Origin of the sequence: Myxococcus llanfairpwllgwyngyllgogerychwyrndrobwllllantysiliogogogochensis, from assembly GCF_006636215.1 — a bacterium.
Classification (GTDB): Bacteria; Myxococcota; Myxococcia; order Myxococcales; family Myxococcaceae; genus Myxococcus; species Myxococcus llanfairpwllgwyngyllgogerychwyrndrobwllllantysiliogogogochensis.
The window spans coordinates 1-21,348 of the sequence record NZ_VIFM01000146.1; the positions used below are offsets into that span (position 1 = coordinate 1).

At 70.3% G+C, this 21,348-nt stretch carries 18 protein-coding genes; 4 read left to right on the top strand and 14 right to left on the bottom strand.

Annotation, left to right across the window (positions count from 1 at the left end; genetic code table 11):
- The coding region (locus FJV41_RS29855; protein WP_220137902.1) for a hypothetical protein at positions 1-854 on the top strand (854 nt) is incomplete at its 5' end.
- A gap of 29 nt (positions 855-883) precedes the next feature.
- On the opposite strand, the gene FJV41_RS29860 is transcribed toward FJV41_RS29855, so the two are convergent.
- Positions 884-1,258, bottom strand: coding sequence for a hypothetical protein (locus tag FJV41_RS29860; protein WP_141645982.1), 375 nt, complete (start codon positions 1,256-1,258; stop codon positions 884-886).
- Between the two features lie 521 nt (positions 1,259-1,779).
- Here FJV41_RS29860 and FJV41_RS29865 point away from each other — a divergent pair.
- On the top strand, positions 1,780-4,428 hold the full coding sequence (locus FJV41_RS29865) for a winged helix-turn-helix domain-containing protein (protein WP_141645983.1): 2,649 nt from the start codon (positions 1,780-1,782) through the stop codon (positions 4,426-4,428).
- Here FJV41_RS29865 and FJV41_RS29870 read toward each other — a convergent pair.
- The 8 genes from FJV41_RS29870 to FJV41_RS29905 all read right to left on the bottom strand — a co-directional run bounded on the left by FJV41_RS29870 (position 4,425) and on the right by FJV41_RS29905 (position 13,932).
- Positions 4,425-6,122 (bottom strand): sensor histidine kinase, encoded by a 1,698-nt coding sequence (locus FJV41_RS29870; protein ID WP_371746023.1) that lies wholly within the window; start codon positions 6,120-6,122, stop codon positions 4,425-4,427. The two genes, FJV41_RS29865 and FJV41_RS29870, sit on opposite strands and share 4 nt — an antisense overlap.
- A gap of 5 nt (positions 6,123-6,127) precedes the next feature.
- A complete protein-coding gene (locus FJV41_RS29875) occupies positions 6,128-7,390 on the bottom strand; it encodes a hypothetical protein (RefSeq protein ID WP_141645985.1) in 1,263 nt (420 codons plus the stop codon).
- A 180-nt stretch (positions 7,391-7,570) separates the two neighbouring features.
- Positions 7,571-8,146 carry a YqgE/AlgH family protein gene (locus FJV41_RS29880; RefSeq protein ID WP_141645986.1) on the bottom strand — a complete coding sequence of 192 codons (576 nt, stop codon included), beginning with the start codon at positions 8,144-8,146 and terminating at the stop codon, positions 7,571-7,573.
- Positions 8,147-8,201: 55 nt separating this feature from the next.
- The gene (locus FJV41_RS29885) at positions 8,202-8,597 is read right to left on the bottom strand and encodes a hypothetical protein (RefSeq protein WP_141645987.1); all 396 of its coding nucleotides are present in this window, start codon (positions 8,595-8,597) and stop codon (positions 8,202-8,204) included.
- A 392-nt stretch (positions 8,598-8,989) separates the two neighbouring features.
- Positions 8,990-9,589 carry a nucleotidyltransferase family protein gene (locus FJV41_RS29890; RefSeq protein ID WP_246137505.1) on the bottom strand — a complete coding sequence of 200 codons (600 nt, stop codon included), beginning with the start codon at positions 9,587-9,589 and terminating at the stop codon, positions 8,990-8,992.
- A complete protein-coding gene (locus tag FJV41_RS29895; protein ID WP_141645988.1) occupies positions 9,586-10,698 on the bottom strand; it encodes an XdhC family protein in 1,113 nt (370 codons plus the stop codon). Before FJV41_RS29895 ends, FJV41_RS29890 begins: the two co-directional genes overlap by 4 nt.
- A 33-nt stretch (positions 10,699-10,731) precedes the next feature.
- Entirely contained in the window at positions 10,732-12,150 is a 1,419-nt protein-coding gene (locus FJV41_RS29900; RefSeq protein WP_220137903.1) for a hypothetical protein, read from the bottom strand.
- Positions 12,151-12,336: 186 nt separating this feature from the next.
- A complete protein-coding gene (locus FJV41_RS29905) occupies positions 12,337-13,932 on the bottom strand; it encodes an MYXO-CTERM sorting domain-containing protein (protein WP_141645990.1) in 1,596 nt (531 codons plus the stop codon).
- 138 nt (positions 13,933-14,070) lie between these two features.
- Here FJV41_RS29905 and FJV41_RS29910 point away from each other — a divergent pair, with 138 nt between their 5' ends.
- Positions 14,071-14,475, top strand: a complete 405-nt coding sequence (locus FJV41_RS29910; protein ID WP_141645991.1) for a hypothetical protein — start codon at positions 14,071-14,073, stop codon at positions 14,473-14,475.
- A gap of 14 nt (positions 14,476-14,489) precedes the next feature.
- Here FJV41_RS29910 and FJV41_RS29915 read toward each other — a convergent pair whose 3' ends face one another.
- The 3 genes from FJV41_RS29915 to FJV41_RS29925 form a co-directional block, all read right to left on the bottom strand.
- Complete coding sequence (locus FJV41_RS29915) at positions 14,490-15,668, bottom strand: winged helix-turn-helix domain-containing protein (protein WP_141645992.1); 1,179 nt, start codon at positions 15,666-15,668, stop codon at positions 14,490-14,492.
- A 29-nt stretch (positions 15,669-15,697) separates the two neighbouring features.
- Positions 15,698-16,006: a hypothetical protein gene (locus FJV41_RS29920; protein WP_141645993.1), complete on the bottom strand. Its 309-nt coding sequence runs from the start codon at positions 16,004-16,006 to the stop codon at positions 15,698-15,700.
- Positions 16,007-16,131: 125 nt separating this feature from the next.
- Complete coding sequence (locus FJV41_RS29925; protein ID WP_141645994.1) at positions 16,132-17,109, bottom strand: NADPH:quinone oxidoreductase family protein; 978 nt, start codon at positions 17,107-17,109, stop codon at positions 16,132-16,134.
- Positions 17,110-17,691: 582 nt separating this feature from the next.
- On the opposite strand from FJV41_RS29925, the gene FJV41_RS29930 reads away from it, so the two are divergent.
- Positions 17,692-19,908, top strand: coding sequence for a M4 family metallopeptidase (locus tag FJV41_RS29930; RefSeq protein ID WP_141645995.1), 2,217 nt, complete (start codon positions 17,692-17,694; stop codon positions 19,906-19,908).
- A gap of 100 nt (positions 19,909-20,008) precedes the next feature.
- Here FJV41_RS29930 and FJV41_RS29935 read toward each other — a convergent pair whose 3' ends face one another.
- Both FJV41_RS29935 and FJV41_RS29940 read right to left on the bottom strand, forming a co-directional pair.
- Entirely contained in the window at positions 20,009-20,842 is an 834-nt protein-coding gene (locus tag FJV41_RS29935; protein ID WP_141645996.1) for a metallophosphoesterase family protein, read from the bottom strand.
- A 64-nt stretch (positions 20,843-20,906) separates the two neighbouring features.
- Complete coding sequence (locus FJV41_RS29940; protein WP_246137506.1) at positions 20,907-21,302, bottom strand: response regulator; 396 nt, start codon at positions 21,300-21,302, stop codon at positions 20,907-20,909.
- Between the last annotated feature and the right edge of the window lie 46 nt (positions 21,303-21,348).

The following is a 21,348-nucleotide window of genomic DNA, read 5'->3' on the forward strand; positions in this document are numbered from 1 at the left end:
GTCCGGGGGAATCGCCGATGGCTGGGGGGCGAACGGCGGAGCTCGCCATGCTCGCGAGCGGGACTTCATGGCTCCTGCCGACGCGGGATGCTCGCACCGTCCGCGTCCTCGTCGGCCCCACGGGGATGTTGTCGGTGCTCCAGGACTTCGCGCGCGGCGTGGGGGGCGCCGCCGCGGGTCCGGGCATCGCGGGGGACGACCTCTGCTTCACGGGGTGGCAGGTGGACTTCGACGTCACCCTGGACGAGGGGCTGGCGGCGTACCACCAGCTGCTCTCCTCTGGATCGCTCTCCGACGAGGTGTGCGAGGCGCGCGGCGTCTCCACGGCGACGGTGCGAGTCGCGGTGGGGGAGGCCCGCTTCGTGGGCTCGGAGTCGCGGCTCGGCCGCGAGGCCAGTGTCTTCACCACCGACGAGCGCACCGGGCGCGAGGACTTCCAGTACACGGCGCTCCTGGGGAATCTCATCCTGCGCAGCCGGGGCGAGGTGGGCGATGCGCTCAGCCACGTCCACGAGGTCACGCTGACGGGGGTGGCCCACCAGCTCGTGCAGGCGCTGCGCCGGGTCCACCCGAGGACCGCGACGCATGACGACACGGCGGTGCTCGTCTTCACGGCGGACGAGGCCGAGCGGCTGCGTCAGGGCGCGCGGGACTGGATGCTGGCCGCCGAGGAGGGACACCCCGCCGGCGAGGATGGCACCCCGGAGTGGGTGCGCGGGCTGGCCAGCGCGGAGTCCGCGGAAGAGGCCATCACCCGGCTCTGCACCTCCGCGAGCGATGCGGCCCGCGTGGCGGAGCGTGTGCTGGAGCTGGGCGCGTTCCTGCTGGAGTCAGAGGCGGCGGCCCAGGTGTGAGGCGTGGCGCCAAAGAGGGCGCCCATGCATCAGGGATAGCGAGCGAAGACGGGCACCGCCATGGACACCGGCTCCGAAGAAGAGAGCTCCGGCTCCGTGGTGGTCAGCGGCTGGTAGGCATCCACGGGCGCCGCGCAACCGACGACGAACTCAGCGGCCTCGCGGAGTTTCTCCAGGGCGCGCTCCGTGCAGTGCAGGGTGACGAGGGGGAGGAAGCCCGGCTCACTCATCCACTTCACCGCTCCCAGCAGGTGATGCGCGCTCAGGAACCCCATCACCTGGTCTCGCAAGGCGCGGCTCTCCTCTCCCGCCGCGAGCAGGACTGCACGCCTGTCTCGCGGGGGCGGCGGGGGCTGTCGAGGCCCACGCTCTTCCCGGGGCATGATGATGGTTTCAATCCACATCGGAGCGCCCTCCGGACGGAAATCCCAATGGCGCGCTGACCAGGTGAGGCTGCTTGCTCCCTGGCCATTGGGACGCTGGGGAATGATGCGCGATTTCACTTCGAGTTGTTTCGCTTCGCGCGCCAATTCCTTCTCGGAGGGCGACAAATTGTGAAAAATCGGAGTGACCCTGAAACACACGATGTCTGGGGTTGGCCCACAGGGTGGGCGGATTCCGCGTAGTGGCGAACCCTCAGTCGTTGACGGCTGGACATAGGGATACGGCCGGAGGGTGTGTCAGGCTGGGGCACATGAGACCTGGCCGCGCGGTGACGCCCGAGACGCTGTCCCTGTCGCTTCTCACCCCGAGTGAGGGCGAGCGAGCGCCGCGTGGCGAGGGCGGTTCCTGAGTCGGTCCGAGGTCGATCATGCCCACCGGAACGCCCTCTCCACGCAGTCGACGCAGGCGCACTGAAGGCACCGTCTCGCGCGCTGCCCGTGCGTCGCGAGAGGAGGCTTCGCGGGCCGGAACGCCGCGAGGGTTGGGGCCGCCCGCCGTCTTCGTGGGGCGCAAGCAGGAGCTCCAGCGGCTGGGCACGTTGCTGAAGCGCGTGCGCACGGGCGTTGTCTATGGGCTGCCAGGGGTGGGCAAGTCCGCGCTGGTGGCCGCCGTCGCGTCGCGCCACCGGGGGCCGGTGGTCCACCGCCGCATCGCTCCTGGAGACACGTTGGACGCCGTGGTCGACGACGCGCGCCGCCTCTTGCGCGAGGCGCCCGTGGCCCAGGCCTTGTCGGATGACTCGCGACTGGAGGATCTGGCGCGAGAGCTGGAAGCGCGCGGGGCCTTGTTCGTCCTGGACGACCTCCATGTGCTGCGGCCCGAGGAGCGGCTCGCGTTGGTGGAGGGGCTCGGCGGGCGGCTGCGCCAGGGCGCGTTGCTGGCCACCTCGCGTGAGGAGGTGCCGCGCCAGGCCACCAGTCCGGACCGCTTCGAGCTGCGGCTGGATGGGCTGCCGGAGGCCGCGGCGAAGCTGCTGTGGCGGCAGTTGGACACGCTGTATGGCGCGCGGGAGGGCTTCGCCGCGGCGTGGGCCCGCTCGCGGGGCGTGCCCTTCCTCCTCAGGCGCGCGCATGCGAATGACGCGGACGTGGAGGAGCCGGTGCGCGCCGCCCTCGCCGCGCTGCCTCCGGACGAGCGGCATGTGGCCGCCGTGCTGGCCCTGTCGGAGCTGCCACTGCCCGCCTCGGCCCTGCGCGACGTGCTGCCAAAAGAGGCGGCGGGCGAGGCGCTGCGGCGGCTCTCCGCCCGGCTCCTCGTCGAGACGGACGCCCGGGGCCGCCACGGCGTCCACGACCTGGTGCGCGAGGCCTTCCAGACGCTGCTCGACGCCGACGAGGCACGCGCCGCGCACGAAGCGCTCCTGAGGTTGCTCGCGCGCGAGCCCCTGCCGGAGGTGGTGCGGGTGCGCGCGATGTGCCGCCATCTCCAGGCGCTGGGGCGCCATGAGCAGCGCCGTTCCTTCGTCGTCGAGCAGGCGGAGGCCCTCGTGCGGCAGGGCGCCGCGGGGGAGCTGCTGGCGCTGCTGGGCTCGCTGCCGCCCGCGCTGTGCACGCCGGACGTGGGGCTTGCGCGCGCCCGTGCCCAGGTGCGGCTGCTGGACTTGCGCCGCGCGTACGCGGAGCTCGTGGCGCTGCTGGCCTCACTGGGGGACGCGGAGGATGCGCGGAGCGCGGGGCTGCGCGAGCAGGTGGGCACGGTGCTGGTCCGGGTGGCCCTCTTCTCGCTGGAGCTGCCCGCGTGTGAGCGGACGCTCGGGTCCATGCCCATGCCGCGCGACGCGGAGGTCTTCCTCCAGCAACTGCTCGCCTGGGCCGCGCTGCGCTTCTTCCAGGGCCGGTTGGATGAGTCCCTGGAGATGCTGGACGCCGCGTGCGCCGCATCCGACGACAAGCGCGTGCTCGGCTGGTGCGCCTATGCCCGCGCGCTGATGTGCTGGATTGAAGGCCGGGACGAGGGGCTCGAGGAGCCCCTGAGCCAGTGTCTGTCCTTGCTGGAGGGCGCGCCGCTCGACTCGCGCGGGCCGCTGGTGGCCGCGATGTCCGCGGGCATCCTCAGTCGGCTGGGGCGCTTCACGCAGGCGCAGGCCGCGCTGGATGGCGTGCGGGAGCGGTTGGGACAACTGGGCGCGCCGAGGCTCGCGCTGGAGCTGGACTGCATCGCCGCGCTGGTGCTCGGAGAGCGGGGCGAGCGTCGCGCCGCGCTGGCTGGCCTGCGAGAGGTGGCCGTGCGCGCGGAGCAGGGCGGCTATCTCTTCGTCCACCACCTCTCCCGCGTTGGCGCGGGCCGCATGCTGTTGGAGCTGGGGCGGCGCGCGGAGGGGCTGGCGCTGCTGGACGACGCGGCGGCGGATGCACGCGCGCGCGGCGCCGAGGGCCTGGTTCGCGCCGCCGAGACGGCCCGCGCCTCGGACGTGCTGCGACAGGTGGAGCGCCCTGGCGCCGTGGAGCCTCGCGAGGTGCGTCCGGGCGTGGCGGCGCGACAGCGGGCGCTGGCGGCGCTGGCCGCGGCGACGGCGGGCGACAGCGTGCGCGCGGAGGGACTGCTGGCGTCGCTGGAGCCCCTCGCGCGAGGCGAGGACTTCGCGATGGAGCGCGCGTTGGCCCACCTGTCCCGGGCCATGCTCCACCGGCTCTCCGAGCGCGCGACGGAGGTCCGGGGTTCGATGGAGGCGGCGGCGCGCTCCGCGTCGGAAGGCGTGGCGGACCCGGAGCTGATTCCGGAGCTGGCGCGCACGCTCGCCTCGCTTCGGGTGGTGACGTCCGACGGCTCCCGGCTCGCCGTCGAGGCGCCCGTCGCCGCGTCGGACGCGGTGGTGCTGGACGCCAGGGACCATGCCCTGCGCGCGGGAGGCCACACCGTCTCGCTGGCCACGCGCGTGCTTCCCCGCCGCCTGCTGTACGCCCTGGCTCGCCAACCCGGGCGCACGCTGTCGAAGGAGGCGTGTGTGCGGGCCATGTGGGAGGCGGACTATGACCCCCGCCTGCACGACAACGCGCTGCGCGTCCACGTGCGCCACCTGCGGGAGGTGCTGGAAGGCACCGGCGCGCGCCTTCTGTTCGAGGACCCGGGCTATCGCCTGGAGGTGCCTCGGGGCTTCGCCTTCGTCCGCGACGAGCCCGGCGCGTCCTAGAGCGGCAGGTCCACCACGAACGTCGCGCCACCGCCGGGCGAGTCCTCCACGCGGATGTGGCCGCCGTGGGCCTCGACAATCTGCTGGACGATGTAGAGCCCCAGCCCCATGCCTCCGCGCCGCTGCGCGTTGTCGCCCTGGGTGAAGCGCTCGAAGATGCGCTCGCGGTCCTTCTCCGGGACACCCTGCCCGTTGTCCCGCACCATCAAGCGGAGGGTGCCGCCGTAGCGCGCGAGCGAGAGGAACACGGGGTTGCCCGAGCCGTAGCGCAGGGCATTGGACAGCAGGTTGCTCACCACCTGCTCCATCCGCAGCCGGTCGAAGCGGCCCATCATCGGCCCCTCCACCGACGCATTGAGCTGCACTCCTGTCTGACGGGCTTCGTCGCCGAAGCGCGCGACGAGGTCGGAGACGACGGCCGCGAGGTCGCCCTCGGTGAAGTGGAAGTCCAGCTTGCCCGTCCGGATGCGGCTGACATCCAGCAGGTTGTCCACCAGCGCGCTCAGCCTGCGCAGTTGTCGCTCGGTGGCCTCCAGCTTCGCCTGCACCTTGACCGAGCCGAGCGTCTCCGTGGGCGCGCTTTCGCTCATGCGCCGCAGCAACTGGGCCTGGAGCCGCAGGGACGTCAGCGGCGTGCGCAGTTCGTGGCTGGCCAGCGAGAGGAAGTCGTCGCGCGTGCGCACCGCTTCCTGCAGCGCGAACTCCGTCTCCTTCAGCGCGGTGATGTCCAGGATGGCGCCCCGGATGACCACCACCTTGCCCGTCGCGTCGCGCAGCACCCGGGCCCGGCTGGTGAGCCAGTGCCACGAGCCGTCCGGCCAGTACGTCCGGAAGGTGGAGATGTACGAATCCGTCTTGCCCGCGAAGATGTCATCCAGTTGCGACTGGACACCCAGCCGGTCGTCCGGATGCAGCGATTCGATGAACCGCTCGTGGGTCCACTCCGACAGCGGATGCGGATAGCCGTAGAGGCGGTCATGTCCCTCCGAGCGGAACACCTGGCCGGTGGCGAGGTTCGTCTCCCAGACGGCCATCTGCGCCGAGTCCAGCGCCACCTGGAAGCGCTCGCCGAGCTGACGGAAGCGCTCCTCGGTCCGCGCCACCTCGTTCTCCGCGCGCTGCCGGCGGGTGATGTCGGCCGCGAGCACCCACGTCTCCTCGCCGACGACCTGGACATTCACGTCCAGCCAGGTGCGCGAGGGCAGCTCCGCCAGGAAGCGTCCGCCTTCGCGGGTGGCGAGCGCGGCCATCAACCGCTCGTGCAGGGACGTGCCCGCGAGCGCGGGCTCCGCCACCCACGGCTCCTGTCCCCGGAGCTGGTCGGCGGGGAGGCCCAGGAGCGCGGCGGCGCGGCCGTTCACCTCTCGAATCCGCCCATGGGCGTCCAGGCAGAGGAACGCCTCGCTCATCATCTCCCGCAGCACACTCAGGCGCGCGTCGGCGGAGAGGCCCGCCTCGTCAGCGGCGGCGGCGGGCAACACTCGCGGGTCGTGGGAGGTGTCTTTCGAGGAGCCGGACACGGGGGACGGCGCGGGGTTCATGTAGAACTGAACCGTCCCCTGGCGCTCCAAATGCGTCAAGTCGCCTCCTTTGTTCGGAGAATCGTGACGCGGGCCTGCGTCCGCACGCCGGGCCATCCACCGGAGCTTGCTTCGACCCCTCTTCCGGCTGACTCCGCGAGGCGGACGCGGCATGCGGCTCAGGACCCGCCTGAAAGCGCGGTCGGGTCCTCGATGGGTGTCGGCATGACCCACAGCCCCGTGGGCTGGAGGTACGCCTGGTCGAAGGCGTAGAGGATGCCCGTCCACCGGTCCATGAAGACGGCCCAGTTGTACTCCGTGGGCGGAGACGTCAGGGGATTCCCATCGCGGTCCGGCTGGCTGTACGCATAGTCGGCGTAGTTCCAGACCACCGTGCCGAACTCCGTGCGCAACAGCGGGGTGAGAATCTGGAGCAGCGCGACGCGCGACACCTCGTCCGGTCGCGGCACCGGGGGCGAGAAGACGGGCTGCGCCATGTCATGTTGCTCGCGCCAGGCGATGTAGTTGTTGCCCATGGCCACCAGCGCGTCGCGCTCGGCGGGTGTCGGCGCCACGCGGGCCTTCTCGTAGAGCGCGAAGGCGGCCACCAGCAGGCTCTTGTAGTGCATCCCCGGGAAGACCTGCTCGAACAGGTAGGGACGCGGGACGTCGTATGCGTGCGCCAGCGCGTAGGCATACGCCTGCGAGGCCTGCGCGGGCACCGAGTCCACCAGCGTGAACTCCGTCAGCACGCGCTCCGGCGTCACCGCGCCCGCGCCCCGGCGCCAGTCCAGGTACAGCTGCCCCGAGCCGCCGATGTCCGTGAAGATGGCGAGGTTGCCCTCGTGGAGCGTGCGCTCCAGCGTCATGACGATGCTCTCTGCCTTGTCGAGCGGCCAGAAGCCCGGAGCGCTCCAGTAGAGCGCGGCGAAGCGCGCGGCCGTGGCGGCCAGCGTGCGCACGTCCAGCAGCGCCGCGCCGTTGAGCGACGTGATGAGCGCGGCGAGCGAGGAGGCCGCGTCGATGGGAAGTCCGCGCAGCACCAGCTCCAGCCCCAGTTGCTCGGGAGAGACGCGCAGCTGGGCGTTGAGTCCCACGCGCTGGAGCGCATGGAGCACCGACAGCGAGGGCTGCCCACGCGCCGCGGCGATGATGCGCTTCGCGATGGCCGTGCCCAACATGCCCTCACCTCCGGTCTGCGAGGCGTGGGGCGCGAAGGTGAACCAGTTGGGCCGCACGGCGCTGGCGCCGCCGGGTTCGAGCGTGGGGTCCAACACCGCGCCCAGCTCATAGGCGATGGCGATGTAGCCCAGGGTGATGCGGCGATTGTCCTCCAGCGGCGTCGCCGCGGGCTGGGCCAGGGCGGACGTGGAGGTCAGCGCGGTGGCCAGCGCCAGGACGGAGAAGAGGTGGAACGGGGCAGGGGAGCGGAGCTGTCGCATGGGGAAACCGTCTCGGAGTGGCGGGGCCCTGGGGAGGTAGTCACGGGCCAGGAGCTTCCCAAGCCATACCGGCGTCGCCGCATTGCAGCAGTGTCCGGAGGTCGACGAATCCAGGCCGCGTGATTCCCATGCGTCCCATGAGCGGGGCTGCACGAAGGAAGGCGGGAGTGCGTCACGCCCTCACAGGTGTCGAGCGGCGTGCTCCACCCACAGCGAGCCCGGCGCGCTGAACACATCCGTCGCGCGGCCCTCCATCACCCACCAGCCTCCCCGGGCGAGCTCCTCCTCGAGCTGTCCGGGGGCCCAGGCGGCCAGGCCCTCGAAGGTGAGCGAGGAGCCGACGGGCAGGTGAGGCTCCCGGCTCCCCTCGTACCAGGAGAGGCCGCCTGGCAGGGGATGCGCTCCCTCGGGTGGCGGGCTTCGCAGCGTCAGGGTGATGCGGTGCTCCGCGCGGACCGGCCCGCCCCAGCGGTCCACGCCCACGGGAAGCGGCTGGTCCTCTTGGGTGCGCACGCGATTGAGCACCAGCCCCCAGGTGCTCCGTGCCGCGCCCGCGTCCAGCAGCAACACCACCGTCTCGTCGAAGGCGCCAGACACGCGGCCGGGTCTGGCGACGAGGAGCGAGCCCGATTTGAGCTCCACGGGCTCATGCTCCAGCGCCTTGAGCGCGTCGATGAGGCGGGGAAAGAACAGGAGCATCGACAGCGCGAGGAGGAACAGCATCCATCCCAGGGGGCGCCGGGCCAGGTGCCTCACGTCGCCACACCTGGGCGACAGGGGCCACACGTCCGCGCTGTCGAGGCGCTCACGCTCACGGCTTGCGAGGCGGCGGGGTGGGCTGCTGGAGCTCCGCCAGGTGCTCCGCCTTGAAGCGGGCCAGGGCCTCGTCCGGGTCGATCTCCTCGAGCCGCTCGGCCTTCGCGCGCGAGGACGCCGTGAGCTGCTCGAAGTCGGGGAGGTCGGACAGGTCGCGCTGCTTCTTGCCGCCGTGCAGCCAGCGCAGCGTCAGCACGAAGATGACGTAGATGCCGAGAGCGATGAGGCCGTACTTGAGGAACCACTCGGCCAGCCCGATGACGATGCCGATGGAGGCAATGGCGAGCAGGATGCCGATGGAGAACAGGAAGATGAACTCTCCCGACAACCACTTGAAGGCGAGCACGCCCAGGCCGACCTTGATGAGTGTCTGCTGGTCCTTCTTCTCCATGAAGTATTCCCCCCTGGGCGGTGGCCGCGGGCGTGAGCCATGTAGTGCCCTCCGCGTGCCACCCTGCGGACAGCATAAGTTGAACAGCGGGCGACTGTAAGGGCGGACGGACGCGAGGTCGCGACCTTGCTGCCGTCCGGGGCCCCTGCCTCTGTCAGCGCCTCGCGTGCCAAGACCGCTCGTCCTCCTGTTGTGGCTGCTCCTGGCTGGCGCCTCCGAGGGCGCGCCGGAGGAGGCGGGAGTCTCGCGTGTCTTCCCCGTGGAAGTCGTCACGGAGGTGCTGCGAGACCGGGTGGGGCTCCTGTGGGTGGGAACGCGCGAGGGGCTTTATCTTCACGACGGCCATCGCTTCCGGAAGTTCCAGCAGGAGCTGGGCCAGGAGGGCTCGCTGGTTACTTCAGCCGGGCCAGGTCCAAGGGAGTGTCCACGTCCTCGGAGCCGCCCGGGAGCAGGACGGTGGCGACACGCGAGGGCTCACGGGCAATCACCTTGCGCGCACCTTGCTCGGGGGAGAGCGACTCCAGCTCCGCGAAGACCGAGCGAGCGAACAGGGCAGGCACTCCGCGAGTCCCGTCGTACTCGGAGGCCACGACGGGGGCACCGGTGCTTCGCCACATGGCCACGAGCGCCGCCAGATGCGCGGCATCGACGCGAAGCTGGTCGCACAGCATGACGAGCACGGCCTCCGCGGCAGGCGCGTCGGTTGTCGCGAGCATCGCCGCGAGTCCCGCCGCCAGCGAGCCACCCGGGCCGAGTGCCCAGTCGGAATGCGCCACGGTTCGAACGGGCAGCCCGGTGAGCTCCGATGCAATGGCTTCTTTGTGAGCGCCCAGGACGACGACGACGGGCCCGCCCAGGCAGAGGGCCGCTTCGGCGGCGCGACGAACCAGCGTCTGGCCTTGATGGACGACGAGCTGCTTGGGATGTCCGAGGCGAGAAGAACCTCCCGCCGCCAGCAACACCACGCCCACCGTTGTGCGCTCGGCGGTCACGCGAGCTTCCGCACGGGAGGCGTCGCCGCTGTGTGGATGGGCGCCTGTCGCTCGCGCAGCTTCCCGCCCTCTCGGTCCGCGACGACGGCCTGAAGCTCGGCGACGATGGACAGGGCAATCTCCTCCGCGCCCTCCGCGCCCAGGTCCAGCCCCACGGGCGCGTGCAGCTTCTCCAGCATCGCCGCGCTGGGAGCCGAAGAGAGCGCCGCGAGCAGCCTGTCCGTGCGAGAGCGAGGCCCCAGCACGCCCAGGTAGCGCAGGGCCCGAGGCAGCAGGCCCGCCAGCAGCTCCTGGTCCTGGGGCAGGCTGTGCGTCATCAACACCGCCAGCGTGCGTGAAGACAGGGGCACCGTCGCGGCGGCCTCGCGCGCCTTCGCGGACACCACCGCGTGCGCGAGGGGAAAGCGGCGCCGCAAGGTCTCCGTGGGGCGATCCGCGACCACGGTCACCTGCCATCCCAGCCCCGCCGCCTGCACCACGACGGGCGCCACATCGAAGCCGCTGCCAAAGAGCACCAGCGCATGCGGAGGCTCCACCACCTCCACCAGCACGTCCGCGCCGCCACACGGGCCGCTCCAGGTGCGCCCCACCTCCAGCGCCTCGCGAGCCGCCTCGCGAACGGCGTCCCCCAGGGGGCCCGCGATGTGACCGGCCTCCAGTCCGTCATCGCGCAACATCAGTCGCGCACCGACGGCGTGCGTGGGCCCCTGGTACACGGTGGCGACGACGGCTCGCCGTCCCAGGTTTCGTGCCTCGGCCGCGAAGGCGAGCGCATCCACGGGGCCCGGCTCGCAGCGCTCCAGCAAGACATCCACGACGCCATTGCAGCCGAGCGCGAAGGACAGGCCCCCTTCGTCCTCGGCGCCTTCTCCCGTGGAGTCGTAGCGCAGCACGCGCGGGCCGGTGCTCGTCCAGAAGAACGCCTTGCGGACGATGTCTGCCTCCAGGCAGCCGCCGCTCACTCCACCCGCGAGCCAGCCGTCCTCGCCCATCAACATCCGGGCGCCGGGCTTGCGGTATGACGAGCCGGACACGGCGACCACCGTGGCCAGTACCCAGGGGCCCCGCGAGTGCGCGCGGGCGCGGAGGATGGCGTCCAGGTCCTTCATGTTCCGCCGCGCAGCCTAGCAGAGGCGCGGGCGTCAACGGACTCCGGAGCCTTCGTGTGTCTTCACTGGCACGGTGTGTGTCGTGAACCGGGCGACGACCCGCGCGGAGAGTCGTGAGCCTTCCATGCAGAGGAACACGAGGAGCACCGGCTCGATGAAGTACTTGAACCGCATGTTCTCGCCCTTCTCGAACAGGATGCTCACCGTGGCGACGTACAGCACGGGCAGCAGGAGTCCGGCCACGCGGAGCCAGGCCGCTCGGCCCTCGAGTCGCCTCGCGGCCATCCCCCCCGTGAGGAGCAGCAGCAGCCAGAGCACGGGTGAAGAGAAGAAGAAGTCGAGCGGCTCACGCCACGGCAGCCGGTCCACCAGGACATTGGGCTGGTAGCGACTGGAGGGCTCGCCATACAGCGAGGCGTTCTCCGCGAAGGAGGCCAGTGTCGTGGAGAGGGGTTGTTCGAGCAGCGCCCGGCGGCACACGTACTTCAGCCCCACCGAGTAGCGCAGGGCATCCAGGTGGTTGTAGTTGTAGTAACCCCCCAGCTTCTCGTCCTGGCGCAGCACGGCGGCGCTCGAAGGGGAGGGCAGCCCCGTGGGCAGCACGTTCGAGGGCAGGCGCATCGCGCCGAGGTCCGGCTCGCCCAGGCCAATGGCTCGACAGAAGTTGAGTCCGTCGAAGGTGGACGTCATGGACGTGCCGAAGAGCGCGAGCTGCTTGGCGACGTAGGGCCCCGCGAACAGCGCCACCAGCGCGACGTACCGTCCCACGCGCCGGAGGGGAACGTTCCTCAGCGCGAGGCACAGGGCCACGAGCAGGAAGAAGGGCCACTGGAAGATGGAGCGCAGGAAGAAGAGGACGAGCGAGGCGGTGGCGAGCCGGGCGATGGAGCCTCCCTCTCGCTGAAGTCGCCACAGCTCGAAGCAGAACCACAGGAAGGCGAGGGCGCTCGCGGCCGTGCTGTCCAGCAAGGTGGCGAAGGCGAGGGCGCCCGGATGCAGCGCCGTCACCACCGCGCCGACGATGGCGGCGGCCCTCCCCGCCACTCGATACACCCAGGCGAAGACGAGCGTCACGGTCGCCGCGAACACCAGTGCCCAGGCGACGTAGGTCCACCGGTCCACGGCGTCCACCAGGGCGACGCTGTCGAGCGAGCCGTGAAGCCCTCCGAGCACCGCGCGCAACATGTCCAGCAGGGGAGGCTGGATGTGCAGATACCAGAGGGAGCGCACCGGCTCGTCGCGCAGTTCCCGGAGCGACAGCGTCTGCATCATCCGCTCGGAGTTCCACGCCTGGAAGCGCAGCCCGTCCGTCGTGAATCGGCGGAACAGTGCCTCCAGGACGAGCAGGAACAGGAAGGACACGGAGAAGACGACGCCCTGCTCGCGTCGGCTGGCGACACGGCGGACGGGCTTCACGGGAGGGGCCGAGGGGACGGCAGAGGAGTCAACCACCGCCGAGGAGTCTCGCAGCCTCTCCGGCATCTCGTACAGGGGGCCTCACTCGCCTGGCTCCAAGGCCCCCGGAGTCGCGCGACGGGGCGTGCTCGAGTTCGGCGCCGGAGTCGCGCAGCCCCCGGGCACACAGGCGTGCCGTGTCCGTGAAGAGCGCGGCACGTGGCCTCATGTGGAGGTCGGGGCCTACTCCCGCACCCACTTCCGGCGAAGCGCGAGGGCCGCCAGGGCCAGCAGTCCGAGAGGACCCGCGAAGCCACTGCCCGTTGCTCCGCAGCCCCCGTCATCGTCGGACTTCCCTGGTGAATCCGTCCCCGAGTCCGGCGCCCCAGCATCGGGAGTCCCCGGCCCCGAGTCAGGTGTCCCGGAGTCTGGAGTGCCTGAGCCCGCATCCGGCGTCCCGGTCACCGGTCCCGAAGAATCCCCGTAGGCACCGATGTGCCCCGGACTCGTCACGGTGCGTGCCTCCGCCGCGACATGCTTCACGTACTGCCAGTCCACTGTGAGGGACGCGGCCTCGGAGGGAGGTGCCACCGCGGCCCCGCGCAGCGGCGAGCCCGAGGCGAGGTGGAAATCCTGGCCATCCAGGTTGACGAAGCCGGGCGTGGTGCCAGTGAGGTTACCGCCAGTGTCCACGACGGAGCCCGTGAGCGTGCCGAAGGTGGAGACGTAACCCGGCTTGTACCAGTTACCGCCATGCCGCAGCGTGCCAGCCTCGTCCGTGAGTGACAGCGTGTTGCCTCCCACCGCGGCCACCAGGACGACATTGCTCGTGACGTGCGCCGTCTGGGCATTCGTCGACAGCCGCAGCAGCGTGGTTCGGTCCGTGCGCGAGGAGACGATGGTGTTGTGGAAGAGGTAGAGCTGGGAGCGGTAGTCCGCCGTCGTCCCGTTGTCTCCGCCGAAGTGGATGATTTGCCGGTTACCGGCGCCCGCGGGCTCCAGCAGCACGTTGCCGTAGACGAACGTCCGCGCATAGGACGGCGCCGCGCGAACGGCCGCGCTGTCGGACTCCACCAGGTCGAGTTGCCGGTTACCGCCCTCAATCCAGTTGTACCGGATGACGGTGCCGGCGGACCGGTCCTTCAGGTTGTTTCCCAGACACCCCGAGCACAGGGGCCCGAAGCGGTTGAACTGGTAGGTGATGCCGAGCGCCTCGGTATATGCATTGTGCTCGTAGATGCTGTCGACGTTGCCATTGCCGAGGATGTGATTGCGCTCGACGAGCAGGTCCGACGTCTCGTTGGCGACGAACAGGCCATTGCCGCTGTCCTCCAGGACGCAGCCGCGAATCGTGAGGTGCTCGCCCTTCTCGATGAAGATGGCGGCCGCGTTGTCGCTGTAGGTGGAGGCCCCGCTGCGACCGGTGAACGCACCTCGTGCGCGGCGCAGGTGCAGGTCCTCCACCACGAGATAGGCGGGCATCGTGTCGGCGGGCGTGTTGGAGCCGCCAATCTTCAGGATGCCGCGCTGCTCGCTCCAGAAGTTGAGCTGCGAGCGCGTCGTCGCGTTCTCCCCGACGATGACCGGCAGGTTGCCCGCCGCGTCGCGCACCCCGCGCACGGTGATGGGCGAGGAGGCCGTGCCTCGCACTCCCAGCACCCACTTCTCCGCATAGGGCGTCGGGCGGGCATGGATGAACACCGTGTCACCGGGCTGGAGCGACTCCCAGGGCACGGCGCCAATGCTGGCGAGAGGCTGGCCCGGGCCCACGCGGTACTCGGCGGCCTGGGCGACGAGCGACTGAAGCAGGACGAAGAAGACCCATCGGAAGCGGTGCATTTCACGGAGTGTGACGCGGCTCCGGTGGGGCGGTCCACCGGGCGTCGTGGCGGGGCGGGCGACGCGGGGCCGACTCGTGGGAAAGGAGGACAGGGGGACTGGATGATTCCTCCGGCCCGGAGTGTAGTTCTCCCCCGCATGCCCCTTCTGCGTCAGGTCATCGTCCTCCAGTCCCTCCGCGAGCTCGGTCGCCTGGCCCCGGACCTCGCTCGCAATCGGGCGGAGCGCTCACTGGAGGCCAGCCTCCAGAGTCTGCGAGAGGCCAGCCTCACGACGCTCGGCATGGAGCTGGATACGCTGACGCTGTTCGACGCGCGCTCCGTCGTGCGGTTGTTCGCGCACGCGGAGCAGGCGCGCATCCTCGCCCACTTGATGGACGAGCGGGCCCGCACCCTCGCGGAGCATGGCGACTTCGTGGGGGCGCTGTCGGACACCGTCTACGCGGGGCAGCTCCTCGCGTGCTCCCGTCAGCGCTTCGGCGTCCTGCGGGACGCGGGCGCGGCGGATGCCCTGGAGCGCGAGCTGCCCAAGCCGCCGACCTGAGCGGCCTTGAGGGCTCAGGACGCGGCGCGGGCGCGGGGCCTGCGAGCGACCTCCGCGCCACAGGCCACCGCGTGGCGCGCGAGGGCTTCGTCCAGCGCCGCGTCGTCCAGCTTCACGCCCTTCTCGCGCCAGAGATTGTCCACCTGGAGCACGCCCTCGCGCACGCGGGCTTCCAGTCGCCCCACGAGCTGTCCCCGGTGCAGCAGCGGACACACGTACCAGCCCCACTGTCGCTGCGCGGCGGGCTTGTAGACCTCCCAGATGTAGTCGAAGCCGAACGCCACGCTCACCAGCCCCCGGTCCCAGAGCACCGGGTCCAGCGGCCCCAGGATTCGCATCCGAGCGTCGGGCTCCGGGAACTCGCGCTCCCGAAAGTCCAAAGGCGCCAGGTACCGTCGGGGCGAGCCCGGCACGGTGACTTCCTCCAGGAGCCCTTCGGCGACGAGCGTGTCGGGCAGCGCCGAGGTGCGCACGTCGGACAGCATGGACCAGTGCGGTCCGCTGGCGCGGCTCAAGAGGCCGGCGGCCTCCACGCGTTCGCTCAGGGCCCAGCGCTCGAACGTGTGTTTCACCCGGGCGTCGGCCATCCGGGGCAGGGCGCGTCCAGGCACGTCGTACACCTTGCCGCCGGGGCCGCGTCCGCACACCACCACCTGGCAGCGCGTCCAGAGCACCTCCAGCGCCATGGCGGTGGCGCGCGCGGTGCCCTTCCATCCGCTCCAGTCGATGGGCACCACCGCGCCGTGGTCCTTCAATTCGCGAGAGGAGGACGGGCCTCGCTGCGTCACCTCGTCCAGCACGGCGTGCAACACCGGCTCGGGGATGCGCTTGAGCCGCTCCTCCAGCCGCCACCAGGGGGCTTGGGCCGCGCGCTCGCGGTAGTACGGGAAGGCGCTCGCGGGCAGCAGGCAGCGCTCCTTGGCGAAGTGCTCGAAGGCGTGGCCCGGCAGCAGGTGGCGGTACACGTCGCCGCGAGCGATGCCCTCCACGCGCGCCAGCGCCACCAGGTCCGCGTTGGTGCCGATGACATCCAGCGGGTCCAACTGGATGCAGCGCAGCGACTTGAGGAGCGCGCGAACTCCGCGCGCCCCGGGAGGAAACAGGGGGCGCGCGAGTCCCAATTGTCCGACGAGGTAACGCCGCGCCTCGTCGGGCTGCAGCACGGTGGGAATGGGAAGCGAAGTCGAGGGCACGGCGCGGACGTTAGTCGCTGCCCCCTGGCTCAGTCGCGCTCTGGAGGTGCGGCTTCTTCCTCTTCCTCGACGGCGCGGCCCGAGGGCTCGGGCTCCAGGCGGGCTTGCCGCTGACTGGCCTCCCAGGACTCCTCCGCGTCGTGGGCGTGGACGACGGAGGCCTCCGCGTCATCCTGCGCGCTCGCCCAGGTGGTGTGCCCTCCGGCGTAGCCCTCCAGGGGCCGAGCGCCTCGTCGCGCCTCCACCTCCAGGTCCTTCTGCTCCTGCTCGCGCAGCCGCTGTCGCTCCTGCTCGCGTTCGCGCTGGTGCTGCCGGTCGATGATGGGGTCGTCCGCCATGGCGCTGACACCTCCTGTCAGCAACCTGCGGACGACGCCCGAAGACGACAGCGAGGCGGTGCACGGGGCCGAAGGGACGCATGCTCGGTGGGCGAGCGGTATTCCCCCGCTCGCCCCCGCGTCGCTCAGCCCGGCCGCATGCGCAGGACGACCTTGCCCGTCGCGCGCCGACTCTCCAGTTCGCGCAGGGCCTGCGCTCCTTGTTCCAGCGGGAAGACGCTGCCCACCACCGGCTCGAGGATGCCCTGGTCCGCCATCGCCTCCAGGTCCTTGGCGATGGTCGCCGTCACCGACGGCTCATGGAGGAGGAAGCCGCCCCAGGCCACGCCCACGACGTCGATGTTGCGCAAGAGCAGCCGGTTCACCGCCACCTCGGGAATGCGGCCTCCCGCGAAGCCCACCACCAGCAGCCGTCCCTCCGGCGCCAGCGCCTTGAGGCTCTTGTCGAAGATGTCGCCGCCCACCGGGTCCACCACCACGTTGGCGCCCAGTCCGCCCGTCTTCTCCTTCACCTGCGAGAGCCAGTCCCCACTCGACAGCAGCACCTCGTGTGCCCCGGCCTTTCGCGCCACCTCCGCCTTGCGCTCGTCACTCACCACCGCGAGCACCCGCGCCCCCGCGCCGCGCGCCACCTGCACGGACGCTGTTCCCACGCCGCCCGCGGCGCCATGCACCAGCACCGTCTCGCCGGCCTTCAATCGCCCGCGCCGGTGCAGCGCGAAGTGCGCCGTGTGGTAGTTCATCACCACGCCCGCCGCCGCCTCGAAGCTCCACCGCGCGGGGATGCGGAACACCATGTCCGGCGAAATCGCCGCCACCTCCGCGAAGCCTCCCAGGCCGAAGCTGAACGCCATCACCCGGTCGCCCGGCTTCACCGTCGCGCTCGCGGGCGCGGAGCGCACCACGCCCGCCACCTCCACGCCCGGCACGAAGGGCACGGGCGGCTTCATCTGGTACTGCCCCCGTGTCAGCAGCAGGTCCGGAAAGCTCACCCCCGCGGCCACCACGTCGATGAGCACCGCATCCGCCGCGTCGGGCTCCGGCACCTCCACCAGCGTGAGGCCCTCGGGTCCTTCCAGTCGCTGCAACTGAAGTGCGCGCATGTCCCTTCCTCCCAGCGCGGGAGCCTCGCGCACCCCAGCGCATCCGCAAAGGGACACACGGTGGCTGCCCATGGAACTCCCCGTCAGGCGCGGCGCGCGGCGCGCGTCTCCCGAGAGGATTTCCGGCGTCCGGCCGGTACAGCCCTACACGCCACGCCCAGGAGGCTTGAAGTCGCTGGTTCGAACCCAGCTCTCCCGACTGTCTTCCGGGAGATAGCTCAGTGGTAGAGCGCGAGCCTAAAACGCATGGCCGCACCACTCGGACGCCGGAATCCCTCCCACCCTCAATTCCTGTCGAAATTGCCGCCGAAATTGCCCGGGGCCTCGCGCGCGGACCTTGGCTGACTGTCTTCGGTCACGCTTTTTTCGGGAAATTCTGAGGGGGCTAGGGTTACCCACTACGTCGCATGAATCCGTGAAAGCAGTGGGTGGGGCACCCATAAGTCATTGAAATGCATGGGTATTTTTCCCAAAACTCGTAATTTAAGAATAGGCTACTTAGTGAAATTATCGCGCAACCTTGAAATACGTAACCATCCCGTGGCACTGTGCTTCCTAATCTTTCCGCTTAGGAGGATTACAATGGTGAATCAGCGAGTGCGCGGTGCACTTGGTGTTGCGGCGCTGTCCTTCCTTGTTGGTTGCAATGAGTCCACCCCTGCTCCCGAGGCCAAGCCCCAGGAAACCGCAAGCAAGACCGCGGCCCTGGAGTCCGGGACGAAGATTCTCGCGCGGGATGCTTCCGACGTCCCGACGTTCATCACGGGCAAGCTGAGCCCCATCGCGATTGCGCCCGCGGGCGCGGCGTCCATGCGTGAGGCCGAGCTGGCCCCCGCGGTAGCCGCCGTGGCTCCCCTGTTCCACCTGAACACGGGCGACCTGTTCCTGAAGAAGGCCTACACGGACCTCCAGGGTGACAGCCACTTCCGCTATGGCATCCGGGTCAACAACATCCCCGTGCTGGGCGGCGAGCTGCGCATCCACGCCCGCAATGGCGAGGTCTACGCGGCGAACACCAACACCCGCAGCGACCTGAAGGCCGAGACCAAGGCCGGCGTCGATGTGTCGGTGGCGAAGGCGTCCCTCCAGGCCGACCGTGAGACGCACGAGGGTCTGGTCATCCAGGAGGAGAGCGAGCTCGTCTACTGGCGCGACTCCGACCAGCTCATCCTCGCGTACAAGCTCACCCAGACGGGTGAGAAGCGCGACGGCACGCCGGTTCGCGACGACGTGCTCGTGAACGCGAAGAACGGCGATGTGATGGCCCGCCTGCCGCGCATCCACACGGCGCTCAACCGCCGCCTGCACAACGGCAACAACACCACCACCCTGCCGGGTGCGCTGGCTCGTTCCGAGGGGCAGCCCGAGCACGCCGACGAGGTCGTCAACACCAACTACGACCACCTGGGCACGGTCTACGACTGCTACCAGGAGCTGTACGGCCGTGACTCCATCGACAACACCGGTGGCGTCCTCATCAGCACCGTGCACCACCGCGTCGCCTACGTGAACGCCTTCTGGGACGGTACCCAGATGGTGTACGGCGATGGCGACGGCGTGAACGCCAGCAACCTGGCGAACTCGCTGGACGTGACGGCGCACGAGCTGACCCACGCCGTGACGGAGCACGAGTCCAACCTCACCTACTCCGGTGAGTCCGGCGGCCTGAACGAGTCCATGTCGGACATCTTCGGCGCGGTGTGCGAGTGGTTCGGCGACGGCAAGGTCGTCAGCAACCGTACGTGGCTGGTGGGCGACGACATCTGGACCCCGTCCATCCCGAACGACGCCCTGCGCTACATGGCGAACCCCACGCAGGACGGTGACTCGCTCGACTACTACCCGGACTACTCCTCCGGCGTGGACGTGCACTACAGCTCCGGTATCTCCAACCTGGCGTTCTACCTGCTCTCGCAGGGTGGCACGCACCCGCGCGCCAAGACGACGACGGTGGTTGCGGGCATCGGCATCGAGAAGGCCGGGCAGATCTTCTACCGCGCCAACCGGGACATCCTCCTGGCCGGCTCCAACTTCGATGCGGCCAAGCTCGCCACCGAGCAGGCCGCGGCGCAGCTGGGCTACACCGCCGCTGAAATCGAGTCGGTGAGCAACGCCTGGAAGGCGACGGGCGTCGGCGTGCCCATCATCGTCGTCTCGGACCCCATCGAGAAGGACGTCCCCATCTCGAACATCTCCGGTGGTCGCGGCGAGAAGAAGTACTGGGATGTCACGGTGCCGGAAGGCGCGTATGACCTGACGTTCACCATCTCCGGTGGCACGGGCGACGCGGACATGTACGTCCGGTACGGCAATGCTCCCACGACGAGCCTGTACGACTGCCGTCCGTACCGCTCGGGCAACGCGGAGAGCTGCCCCTTCCCCACGCCGAACCACGGCAAGTGGTACGTGATGCTCAACGGCTTCAGCCCCTACACGGGCGTGACGCTGACCGTCACCTGGAAGGGTGGCTACGTGCCCGTGCAGAGCGGCGTGGCCGTGAAGAACCTCTCTGGCGCGGCGGGTTCGTCGCGGGTGTTCACCATCCAGGTTCCGGAGCGCAAGCCCGGCACCGGCACCAACAGCCTGTACATCCAGACGGGCGAGGGTGAGGGCAACCCGGACATCTACGTGAAGCTCGCGTCGGCGCCGTCGAAGTTCGACTACGACTGCCGCAGCGTCAAGGAGCACCAGTCCGAGGTGTGCAACCTCATCAACGTGCCGGCCGGCAAGTACTACATCGAGGTCTTCGGCGCCAAGGGCGGCTACGACGGCATCGCGTTCATCGCGTCGCACAAGTAAGCACCTGACGTAACCGGCGCGGCCTTCGGGTCGCGCCGGACCAGGCCCCGGTCGTCCGTTTCCTCACGGACGTCCGGGGCTTTGTCATGTGCGGGGTTCGTCAGAGCGGGCGGACGGCGGGGCCCGGCAGGATTTCGCGCAGGCACCGCTCGATTCCGCCCCGGTGCTTCCATTGCTGGGGGTAGCCGAGCGACACCTCCTCGAAGCGCACTCCATCCCGCCACTGCGTCAGCGGGATGTGGAGGTGGCCGGTGACGACGACTTCCGCCCGGTAGCGCGCGTGCCAGTCCTCGGTGCGCTTGGTGCCGCACCAGATGGAGAAGCGGGGGATGCGCGGCAGGCGCACGTGCTCGTGGCGCAGCGGGTAGTGATTGACGAGCACGGTGGTGCAGCCCGCGGGCAGGGCGTCGAGCCGCGCCTGGGTCGCCTCGACGCGCGCGGCGCACCACGCGGAGCGGGTGGGATAGGGCTCGGGATGTAGCAGCACCTCGTCGGTGCACAGCAGGTCATCCTCCCAGGCCCACTCCAGCGCCTTGTCCTCCGGCACGTGGTCCGGGCGGAACGAGTAGTCGTAGCCCAGGAACATGGGGACGATGACGCGGTGCGGGCCCTCGCCGGGCCAGCGCGGGTAGGGGTCCTCGGGGGTGAGCGCGCCGTGGCTGCGGCACAGCGCCACCAGTCGCTGGTAGCGCGCGTCGCCTTTCAGCGGGGGCTGCTCGGAGGGCAGGGTCCACAGCTCGTGGTTGCCCGGCACCCAGATGACCTGTCGGAAGCGCGCCGTCAGGGTGCGCAGCATGAAGTCCATCTCGGACAGGGTTTCGCCCACGTCGCCGGCGACGATGAGCCAGTCGTCCGGGAAGAAGGGGAGGGTCTGCAGGGCCAGCCGGTTGTCGGCGTGGCGCAGATGCAAGTCGCTGATGGCGTAGAGCTTCATGGCGGAGCGGGGGCCACCTTAACGCGGGTGGCGGGAGCGCGCCGCACCGTGAGGTGTCCCTGCCTCAGGCCGAGCACGTCCAGGGGCGCGCGCCCAGGGCCCGCAGCAGCGCATGCACCTCCGAGGGCGGCGCGGCGCGGTCCATCCAGGTGATGCCCCGGAGACACGGCCTGGCCGGAGGGCGCACCGCGTGGAGCGCGCAGGCCGTACACGGGTGGCGCGCGCGCACCTGCTCCAGCAGGCCCAGCCCATCCCCATCCGGCAGCAGGTCTCCGCTCACCACCACGCGCGGCGGTTCCTCCTGCACGAGCGCGAGCGCTTCCGTCATGTCGCGCGCGAAGCGCTTGTCACCTGGCAGGTCCCTCGCGAGTCGCCGCAGCGCCGCGAGCGCGAGCGGGTCTTCGTCCACGAACAAGAAGGTGAGTACGGGCTTCGCGGTCATCGGTTTCGACGCCGTCACGGTGAGGGGAACGCCTCAGGTCAGGTTCCCATAAGACTACCTGGGA